This is a genomic window from Streptomyces glaucescens, assembly GCF_002154375.1.
GTDB lineage: Bacteria > Actinomycetota > Actinomycetes > Streptomycetales > Streptomycetaceae > Streptomyces > Streptomyces glaucescens.
Genome location: NZ_MUND01000228.1, coordinates 1 through 9,692 on the forward strand (window position 1 = coordinate 1; position 9,692 = coordinate 9,692).

Sequence of the window (9,692 nt, forward strand, 5' to 3'; positions counted from 1 at the left end):
GGCGGGGCGGCGGCCGTGACCGCCGGAGCGGCCCGGCGCGCCGGACCGGCGCGGGGCCGGCGAACCGAATCGGCTGCCGGCCCTTCCGGAGCCGGCACTGCCGTCACGGGTACGGGCGAAACGGTCGTTCGTGCGTGTGCGGTTCATGCGGAACCTTCCTCGATGCGGCACATATCAAGGAATTCCCGCAGCAATAAGCGGCACGGAGAATTGCAAGAATGGGCCGTGGAACGCGACAGCGGATCTGGCTGACGGAAAAGCCGTGCAGGCTCAGGCGCTGAAATGAATGGGCGCGATGTGGACTCACCATCCGGAGCGTCCACTGCGATGTAGCGGTGAAGGGATGCGTCTGCACCCCTGAAGGGCGGTCCGTGTGCGGTAAGCCTACGGATTTCTTGCCCGTCGTCCGCAGGCGAAATCACTGCGGGAAACGCTTGTAGCTGGGGCCCGCACCCCGAGGGATGCGGGCCCCAGCTACAAGTATGCGACAGTCAGCGTCAGGCGGGAACGATGTTCTCGGCCGTCGGGCCCTTCTGGCCCTGCGCGATGTCGAAGCTCACCTTCTGGCCCTCGAGCAGCTCGCGGAAGCCCTGGGCGGCGATGTTCGAGTAGTGGGCGAAGACGTCAGGGCCGCCGCCGTCCTGCTCGATGAAGCCGAAGCCCTTTTCCGCGTTGAACCACTTCACGGTACCAGCAGCCATGTCATTTCTCCTTCGGGGCAGTGCATACGGGATCCGCACCGTGCGGACGCCGTGTCGCCGCGATGATCACCCCGCCCGGAAAAGACCGGAAATACAAAAGTGCTCCCAGCGGCACAGCCGACTGGACAGCACTTGAAGTTTTCGGGAACCACAACTGCAACTGAGATCGACAGTAGCACACCGCAGCGGCTCGCGTGCGGTGAAGAATGCCACCCTGCTCATTGCGGCAGAGAATCTGTCCGCACGTTCCGTTGAAATCTCAGCCCGCGGGCACAGATATTGGCCCACCCGCGCGACGTCTCTTTTGCGTGCCGCGCTTCCGCGACCCGGTTTGCCGCCCCGTCCCCGAAGACAGCTCTGGCAGCGTCCACGTCACCCGGATCCCTTCCATCGGATCCGCCCTGCCTCCTGCGGCCGGCCGTCGGTCAGCCGGCTGGCGGTGTCCTCGATCCACAGCAGCGTGCGGCCCGGCTTGCCGAACAGGGCGTCGAGGTGCGCGTACTCCAGATCCGGACCATTCGATCCAGAGCAGCTTCCATTCCGGCCTGCCATTCGCGAGGGTCGACTCGCTCGGTGATCAAGGTTCCGGATGTTCCCGTCCGGGTGAATTCAGGTTTGATGCGGCGATTCGCCGTTCTGGTGACGTGACCATGTGGCTAGAAGCGGCGTGCAGAGCGCCCGGAGGGGAAGAAGGCGATCTTGAATCTCATGCTGCGTGTGCTGGAGGGGGCCGCTGCCGGCGCTTTCATGGCGTCGTCGTGGGCGGATCTGTACCGGCGGGACTCGCAGGCGACGCCCTACCAGTCGCCGTCGTGGCTCACCGGGTGGGCGCACCAGCTCCCGCCCACCTCGCGCCTGGTCGTTGCCCTGTGTGAGGGGCCTGCGCGGCAGGTACTGGCCGCTGTGCCGCTGGTCCGCGACCGTGCGGGCACCCGACTGCGGACGGTCGCCCTGTCGGCGCCGATGGGGGAGTACGTCCGCGCCGTGGGCCCGGCAGCTGAGGACCCGCAGGTGGCGGAGGCTTTCGCCGGGTACCTCGAAGGGTTGGCGTCTGACGGCCAGCACGTCGAAATGGCGGGCCTGCCCGCAGACAGTGCCCTCGCCGGACACCTCAGGTCCAGCGGCCCTGCCTCTGCGGGGCGCTGGCACACCAGCGTCACCGACTGCGCCGAGATCTCCTTACCCCTTGCCTATGAGGAGATGTCCCGCTCGACCCGACGTGATCACAAACGACGCCAACGCGCCTGGGACGAACTCGCCCAACGCCGCAAGGTGACCTACCAGCGCACCCGCGACAGTGACGAACTGTTCACCGCCTACGCGGTCCTGGCTCGCCTGCACGCGCGCCGCTGGGCCGGCCACGCGCCGCCTGCCGGCTCACCCCATGCCCCCGGCGCACCCCACTGGCCGGCCGTGCTGGAGTGCTGCGGCGCCAACGTGGCGTTCGTCGCCACCCTCGCCGTGGACGACGAGATCGTCGCCGCCCAGCTCTGCCTGACGCGACACCGCCGGGCTTACTCCGTGGTGCCGGCCATAGACCCTCTTCACAAAGACTCCGCTCCCGGCCACGCCCTCCTGCGCCACCTCGCACAGGATCTGAGCAGGGCCGGATACGAGTACCTCGATCTGGGCCGCACCGTCCCGGGCCAGCACGCCTACAAGGACCAGTACCGGCCACGCTGGAGTAAGACCGTCTCCGCCGTCAGCGCGCCAATGGCGTGCCTCGAAGTGCCCGACGAACTAGCCCGGCCCACCGCAGAGCCTGTCTGAAACGTGTGCCCCACCCTGCACCCTGGTGGGCCTCAGTCACGGCCCGCAGCGGCGGTTGGCCCGGGGCGTGTCTTCCTGTGCGCTTCGGACTGAGCGGCGCGGGCACCGTGGTCGCGTCCTCAAGACGGCTGCGGCACCCGCCTTGGCTGACTGACCGACAGCGGAGTCGTGGGGCGGTCAGAGGGAGCGGGTTCGTATGTCGTCGGCCGGGGGTCTCGTGTCGTCTGCGGTTGTCGGGCGGGGGAAGAGGTGGTCCTCGAACGCGTCCATGGCGCAGAGGAATACCAGCATCAGGGCGGGCACGAGCAGGGCGAGCAGGATCACAGGACCTCCCGGAGGTGGTCGGCCTGTGGAGCCGATGGTGCTGCTTTTCAGGATGGGGCCGAGTGGCGTAGTGCGCATGTCATGCGCGGTGGCGTACCAAGATCAAGCTGCACGCGGCCGAGTCGGTGATTGCCTGGGCGCTGGGGCAGACGCTGCCGGAGCCGGTGGGCGGGAGCTGGACGCGGCGGTGCACCGGCGGTCACGCCAGCAGGAGGCCTCATACGGGGAAGCCAGCTAGAACGCCGCGGCCGGGCACGCCGCGGGTCAGGCGGTCAAGGCCTGCTCGACGGTGGAATGGCAGCCGATGACCTGGTCCAGGCCGACGAGCTGAAGGAGCCGCAGCACCGACGCCTGGGCACCGGCCATACGCAGCCACCCCTGAGCGTCGCTCATGCTCTTCTGGGCGGCGACGAAGACGTTGATGCCGCTGGAGTCCATGAAGGTCACGCCGCTGAGGTCCACCACGGTCCGCGGCGTCGCGCCGTCAAAGGACAGCAGAGCCTCACTGAGCACATCCTTGACAACGTGGTCGATCTCGCCTTGCACGGTGAGCACCCGGATGCCGTCGACGGCGGTGTGGTCGATCGACAGGCTGGCCTGGGCCGCTCCGTGGGTGTCTGTCACCGTGTCCTCGGCTGCGCTCGCTGATGGGGGACTCAAGGCTCCGACACGATAGTGCGCCGATAACCCGCCTAGATGCTACGGCGAACACGTGTGCGGCCCGTTACCCGGTCCTCACGGGACATGTGCGGCATAGTGCGGGGTACGCGCGGCGGCCGACCGAACACGGCCCGCGTCAACCGGCCCACGCATCCTTCCCGCGTCGTCCCCTCGCGCCCGACTGGCAACGGCGGTCAGGGGCGGTTCGCCGTTTCGATGTACGCCTTGATGGCATCGGTGATGAGCTGGCGGGTGCTGCCAGGGTCGAGGGCCTGGGCCTGGAGATGGGCGTACATCGCGCTGTAGTGCCGCACGTCGGACGGCTTCTCCAGGCAGAGGTCGCTGGTGAACCGTTCCAGATGCACCACCCCCGCCTCGGGGCTGTCAGCGAACCGCAGGATGGAGAACTGTCCTGACAGGCCCGGATGAGCCCCGACGGCGTAGGGGAGGACCTGCACGGTGACGTTCGGCTCCGCGCCGAGCGCGTTCAGGTGCTCCAGCTGTTCCCGCATGATGCCGGGCGAGCCGACGACACGGCGCAGGACCGACTCGTCCAGGACAGCCCACAGCCGCAACGGGCCCGCCGGGTCGTAGATCCGGTGCTGCCGGCGCAGCCGCACCTTGAGACGCGTGCCGGCCTCTTCGGCGGTGAGCAGGGGGATCGTTTCCCCGATGACCGCATCGGCGTAGGCCGGGGTCTGCAACAGGGCGGGGATCGCCAGGGGCTCGTAGGCGTGGACCGAGGCGGCGTCCGTCTCCAGGCCGATGTACACGCTCTGGGGGATCTCGCCGTAGGCATGCCACCAGCCCTGCTTGCCGGATTCCCTCGCCATCTCCGTCAACGCGTCGATGACCTGCTGGTCCGTCACCCCGTAGAGCGCGCACAGGTCGCGCACGTCGTGGGGACTGATCGCGCGGCGGCCGTTCTCCAGGTGACTGATCTTGGGCTGGGAGACCATCAGCCGCTCGGCCACTTCTGTGCTCTTCAGCCCACTGGCCTGGCGGAGCCGGCGCAGCTCAGCCCCCAGGCGACGTCTCCTGACGGTGGGATTGATGCTCGCCGCCACGGGCGTGGTACCTCCGGCTCACGTCATCGTCCTGATCCGCAGCCTGCCACGGGAGAAGGCTTGCTGATCACGCGCCATACCGTCGCGCTCGACGCAAACCGGGCTGGACAGTGACGTTGTCATGTGCCGCCCCTACGCACCGCCGCCCGCAAGTTCAGACAGGCACGCTGCGGTGGTGCCACGAAATCGTGCACTCGGTCACCCACCTGCGGCGGCCCAGGCGTTCGCTGGACTCGATGTCTTTGCGGGCAATGCGCACGCCGATGTGCTTGCCGCGCGGGTGCAGGGCATCCGCCGATCCGTTCCCGCCGTGACCGGCGGCGGCTCAGGCCGGGCAAGCTCCACGGTTGCAAGGGATACGACTTCAACCACCTGCGGGATGGCTACGAGCCCGTGGCATCACACCCCGGATCGCATCTGGACGCCGGCGGAGAGGACGACCGCGGTCCGCTTGGGCGTGGTCGCTGCGTGACGTGCGTCACACAGGCGCATCGCGATCCGGACCCCGGCAGCCGGGCGGAACAGAGGGCGATCGATGACGACGATCGCGCAGAAGAGGAGTGTCTGCTGGTCGACCCGGTCACCGCCTTGCCAGTGCCTCAGTTGGCCGGTGAGGCCTTCTTCGCTGCACACGGGGTGGGGACGGGTGAACGGTGGCGGGGCCATTCGGTCCTTCCGACAGCGGCAGGGCTCATGCCAATGCGTTCACCGCTGCTGCGAAAAGGCCTGGCAGGCGTGCGGCGGTGGGCATGATGCGTGAGGCGAGCACGGGTTGCTGGCGGGCCCTCACCAGCAGGTCCGTCAGGAGGCGGTGGTGGCGGGTCGCACGGCTCCAGTCTGTCTCGTAGCGGCTAGGTGTGCCGCGGCACACGTTGGCGACCACGGCTTCGGCGCCGCTGAGGGCGAGGGAGACGCCCTCCCCGGTCAGCGCGTCGACGTATCCAGCGGCGTCGCCCACGAGCAGTACCCGACCGTGAGCGCGGGTTCGGGCTCTCTGGCGCAGCGGTCCCGCGCCTCGCACCGCGGTGACGGCCGCTTCCGGGGGGAGGCGGCCCGCCAGTTCGGGGAAGCCGACCAGTTGGGTGCTGAAGGGGGCTCGCCGGGCCGTCAGCAGGGCGACGCCGACAAGTGTGGGGCTGAGTGGGGTGACGTACGCCTCCGCGTGCGTCCCCCAGTGCACCTCGACGTAAGACGACCAGGGGGGCACCGCGTAGTGCCGGCGCAGCCCGTATCGGGGTGCCCCCGCCCCCCAGGTCCTGACCTCCAGGCCGAGGGAACGGCGCACGGGTGAATGCAGGCCGTCCGCAGCGACCAGCCACCGGGCACGCAGCCCCGTGCCGGGGACGCTCACGCCCGCGGTGTCCTGCCGTACTTCCTCCACCCGCAAGGGCAGTACCGGCACCCCGGCCTCCAGGACAGCCCGGTGCAGGGCGCTGTGCAGGTCGGTGCGGCGTGCACCGAGGCCGGGGCCGCGATGGAACGCGGCCTGGACCTGGCGGGGGCCCTGGATGTAGCGGATGCCGGTGATGGGGTGGCCGGGGACCTCCAGGCCGAGCGCGGCGAGGGCGCGGACGGCGCCGGGCATCAGGCCCTCGCCGCACGCCTTGTCGACCGGCGCCCGGCGTGGCTCGGCGATGACGGTGTCGAGACCGGCGCGCGCGGCATGCAGGGCGGTGGCGAGGCCGGCGGGCCCGCCTCCAACGATCAGCAGGTCGTGGCTGCCGCTCACGCGGCCACCGCTCGGTTGAGGGCCGCGTTCTCGCAGCGGACACGAACCGCGAGCAGCACCGCGTTGGCGACGCTGAACACCGTCGCGGTCAGCCACGCCGAGTGCACCAGGGGCAGGGCGGCGACCTCCACGACGACCGCGACGTAGTTGGGGTGGCGCAGGAAACGGTAGGGTCCGGCGCGGACTAGGCGCGCTCCGGGAACGACGATGACCCGTGTGTTCCAGCAGGGCCCGAGTGTGGTGATGCACCACCAGCGCAGCGCCTGCGCCAGTACGGCCAGCGCCAGCATGGGCCACCCCAGAGCGGGCAGGAACGGCCGATCGGCGAGCACGGGTTCGAGCAGGCAGCACGCGAGCAGGCCCGTGTGCAGGACGACCATGACCGGGTAGTGGCCACGGCCGTGCTCCACACCGGCGCGGGCGAGGGTCCAGGCCGCGTTGCGCCGGGCGACGGCGAGTTCGGTGACGCGTTCGGCGGCGACGGCGAGGACGAGAAGCGTGTACCAGGGCATGAGGACGACTCACCAGCGCAGCAGGACGAGTTCGGAACAGAATCCCGGGCCCATCGCCATGAGCATCGCCCACGTACCGGGCTCGGGCCGACGGGATTCCCGGATGCTCTGCAGGATGTGCAGGACGGAGGCAGAGGACATGTTCCCCACCGCAGCGAGGGAGCGCCATGCGGAGTCCAGGGCATCGCCGGGCAGGCCAAGGGTGTCGGTCACGGCGGAGAGGACCCTGGGGCCTCCCGGATGGCACATCCAGGTCCCGATGTCGTCGGTGGTGAGGCCGTGTTCCGCCAGGAAGGCACGCAGGTGCCGGCCGAAGTGTTCCCGCACGATGCCGGGAACACCGGCATCGATCACGACGCGGAATCCGTCGGCGCCGATGTCCCACCCCAGCAGCCGTTCGGTGTCGGGATACAGACGGCTGCGCGTGGCAACCACCGAGGGCCCGGCCGCACCCGGACCGGCACAACCGCTGCCGCTGCCGCTGCCGCTTCCGCGAGCGACGAGCGCTGCCGCACCGTCACCGAACAGGGCGCCGGCGACGAGGTTGGCGCGGGAGTCGTCGCGCTGCTGGAGCGTGAGCGAGCACAGTTCGACGGTGAGCAGCACAGCGGTGTCGTCGGGGTGCCCGCGCAGGTAGTCGTGCACCCGGGCAAGGCCTGCGGCGCCCGCCACGCAGCCCAGGCCGAACACCGGAAGTCTCTTGACGTCGGACCGCATCCCCATCCGCCCGGCCAGCCGGGCGTCGAGCGACGGGGCGGCGACGCCGGTGCTGGAGGCGCACACCAGCAGGTCGACATCGGCTGGTCGCAGCCCCGCCTTCTTCAGTGCTCCGGTGAGGGCTTCCTCGCCCAGTTGCAGGCCCGCGGCCATCCACGCGTCATTGCTCTGCCCGAAGTCGCCGAGACCGGCGTATCGCTCGATGGGCAGGGCGAGATGACGCGTGCGCACACCGGCGGACGCGTGCAGGCGGCGCAGCACGGCGCGGTTCGCCCCCGGGGACAGGCACAGGTCGCCGATCGGTTCGGTGAGGTCTTCCTGGGCGTAACGGTGCGGCGGCAGCACGGTGTGGACGGCGGCGATCGTGGTCGCCGCGGCCGGCACGGCTCTCCGGCGCGGCGCGGTTGGAGGGGACGGCGATGGGGACAGGGACGAAGAAAGGTCGACGATCACAGGGACACGCATGTCGGTAATGCCTTCCTCGCGCTGGACATCCGATTACCTTGCGCATGTGTCTCTCCACCCGTCTGGGGTTGCCTCGCGCACGACACACCGTGTCCCGGTGTTGCTGCGCTCCTGCCACCTGGAGCCGGCGCTCGCCGTGACGGTGTTCGTGACCGCCCTGGCCGTGGCGGCGGGCCGTGGGGTGACAGGATCGGCGGCGGTGGCCGCGGCCGTGCTGGCCGGACAGCTGTCGGTGGGCTGGTGCAACGACACGGCCGACGCACAGCGCGACATGGCCTGCGGGCGCCGCGACAAGCCGGTGGCCACCGGCGCACTCCCGCCCCGGGCAGCGGCCGTCGCGGCCGGGACGGCCCTGGCGCTGTGCGTGCCGCTGTCACTGCTCAGCGGCGCCGCCGCGGGAGCGGCACACCTGGGGGGCGTAGCGGCCGGCTGGGCCTACAACCTGCGGCTGAAACACACGGTGCTCTCACCACTGCCCTATGCCGCGGCCTTCGGCACACTGCCGGCCTTCGTCACTCTCGGTCTGCCGTCGCCGTCCTTGCCCGCCTGGTGGGCGGTGACAGCGGGGGCGCTGCTGGGCGTGGGAGCGCACCTGGCGAACGTCCTTCCGGACATCGAGAACGATCTCGCCACCGGTGTGCGCGGGCTGCCGCAGCGGCTGGGCCGTGCGGCCTGCCGGTGGCTGGCCCCGCTCGTGATGCTGGCGGCTATGGCCGTGGTTGTCGCAGGACCGCCCCGTGGGGTGGAAATCTCGGACTGGGGACTGGCAGCGGCGGCCGCGATCATCGCGGTCGCGGGTGCGGTTGTGCCGTCGGGGGCCCGGACCAAGTGGCCATTTCGGGCCGCGATCGTGGTGGCCGGCTTGGCCGTGGTACAGCTTTTGCTACGCGGCTCGGACATGTCCTGATCCCGGGCTTGCCCCTGGGCGGCACAGCGCCGTCCGGGCGATCGAACGGGACGCGCTCCGGTCGGCCGCAGGCCGATCCACGACCCCCCGCCAGGCGGCGATGACGGCCGCTGCCGTCACGCTGCGGTTCGCCGGATGCTGCGCGCAGTCTCGCGCACAGCCAGGTCAGGGCTCGTTATGACGTCACGAGGCACTGCGCACACGCCACAGGACCCGCAGAGACGATGCTCAAGCAGCGGACCAGGCCTGACCGCACGCGCACAAGAACCACCTCTGCCGTCACGCACCGAGCCGTGTCGGCTGTCTCACACCTACGGAGCAGCCGGGAATCGGAGCGCCGCTCAACCAGCGGCGCGTTGGCCGGCGCCTCCACACCGTGCCGCCTCCAGTGGGGGCGGAAACGTCGGGTGAGGGACGTCGGCGGGAGAGCCGTCGTGTCGGGCGGTGATGCCAACGTGCGGGGTGCCGCCACCGGAAGGCGTCACGGGCTATGTCCACGCCGATTTCCACTACGAGCTCGGGCTCTACCAGCGTGACGTCCGGCTGCCCGACCCGATGCCTCTTCACGGATGCCCACGCCGCTCCGCAGCACGGACCGTCCGGCAAGCGTTCGCGGGAATGCGGCAACGGCACGACGGCCCGGACGGCGATGAGCCGGGGTGGACAGCAGCATGCTGGCACGGCCGGTACAGGTGGCAGCGCCCGAGTGGCGTCGAGGCGATGCAGCGCTGTGTCGCTGCCGCCGTGCCGCCGCCGTCCGGGCGTCGGTCTGCCGCTCACACGTACCGCGCATGTGCTTGTAGGAGAGCGTTGGGGTGGGCGGCCCCGCCACCGGGGGGA

The 9,692-nt window shown here is 70.2% G+C and carries 9 protein-coding genes and 2 pseudogenes; 3 read left to right on the forward strand and 8 right to left on the reverse strand.

Features of this window, described 5'->3' with window-relative positions:
- Window positions 1–497 precede the first annotated feature (497 nt).
- Complete coding sequence (locus CCN42_RS16645) at window positions 498–701, reverse strand: cold-shock protein (RefSeq protein ID WP_086736582.1); 204 nt, start codon at window positions 699–701, stop codon at window positions 498–500.
- Between the two features lie 708 nt (window positions 702–1,409).
- On the opposite strand from CCN42_RS16645, the gene CCN42_RS16655 reads away from it, so the two are divergent.
- Window positions 1,410–2,471: a GNAT family N-acetyltransferase gene (locus CCN42_RS16655; RefSeq protein WP_086736586.1), complete on the forward strand. Its 1,062-nt coding sequence runs from the start codon at window positions 1,410–1,412 to the stop codon at window positions 2,469–2,471.
- 177 nt (window positions 2,472–2,648) lie between these two features.
- Here the strand turns inward: CCN42_RS16655 and CCN42_RS43290 are convergent, their stop codons facing one another.
- From CCN42_RS43290 to CCN42_RS41335, 4 genes and pseudogenes are all read right to left on the reverse strand, one after another.
- Entirely contained in the window at window positions 2,649–2,795 is a 147-nt protein-coding gene (locus tag CCN42_RS43290) for a hypothetical protein (protein ID WP_086736588.1), read from the reverse strand.
- Between the two features lie 264 nt (window positions 2,796–3,059).
- The gene (locus tag CCN42_RS16665) at window positions 3,060–3,419 is read right to left on the reverse strand and encodes an STAS domain-containing protein (RefSeq protein WP_086736590.1); all 360 of its coding nucleotides are present in this window, start codon (window positions 3,417–3,419) and stop codon (window positions 3,060–3,062) included.
- A 230-nt stretch (window positions 3,420–3,649) separates the two neighbouring features.
- Window positions 3,650–4,522, reverse strand: coding sequence for a helix-turn-helix domain-containing protein (locus tag CCN42_RS16670; protein WP_086736592.1), 873 nt, complete (start codon window positions 4,520–4,522; stop codon window positions 3,650–3,652).
- Window positions 4,523–4,700: 178 nt separating this feature from the next.
- Window positions 4,701–4,799: pseudogene (locus CCN42_RS41335) on the reverse strand (IS5/IS1182 family transposase); the annotation flags it as partial.
- Window positions 4,800–4,807: 8 nt separating this feature from the next.
- Here CCN42_RS41335 and CCN42_RS44465 point away from each other — a divergent pair.
- Window positions 4,808–4,968, forward strand: a pseudogene (locus CCN42_RS44465) (IS5/IS1182 family transposase); the annotation flags it as partial.
- Window positions 4,969–5,213: 245 nt separating this feature from the next.
- Here the strand turns inward: CCN42_RS44465 and CCN42_RS16680 are convergent.
- From CCN42_RS16680 to CCN42_RS16690, 3 genes are read right to left on the reverse strand one after another with little or no spacing between them, the layout of a single operon-like run.
- Window positions 5,214–6,251 (reverse strand): NAD(P)/FAD-dependent oxidoreductase, encoded by a 1,038-nt coding sequence (locus CCN42_RS16680; protein ID WP_086736597.1) that lies wholly within the window; start codon window positions 6,249–6,251, stop codon window positions 5,214–5,216.
- Window positions 6,248–6,763, reverse strand: a complete 516-nt coding sequence (locus CCN42_RS16685; protein WP_086736599.1) for an isoprenylcysteine carboxyl methyltransferase family protein — start codon at window positions 6,761–6,763, stop codon at window positions 6,248–6,250. Before CCN42_RS16685 ends, CCN42_RS16680 begins: the two co-directional genes overlap by 4 nt.
- A gap of 9 nt (window positions 6,764–6,772) precedes the next feature.
- Window positions 6,773–7,945, reverse strand: coding sequence for a type III polyketide synthase (locus CCN42_RS16690; protein ID WP_169731469.1), 1,173 nt, complete (start codon window positions 7,943–7,945; stop codon window positions 6,773–6,775).
- Window positions 7,946–8,045: 100 nt separating this feature from the next.
- Between CCN42_RS16690 and CCN42_RS16695 the strand changes: the two genes are divergently transcribed.
- Window positions 8,046–8,852: a UbiA family prenyltransferase gene (locus CCN42_RS16695; protein WP_245877318.1), complete on the forward strand. Its 807-nt coding sequence runs from the start codon at window positions 8,046–8,048 to the stop codon at window positions 8,850–8,852.
- Window positions 8,853–9,692 lie beyond the last annotated feature (840 nt).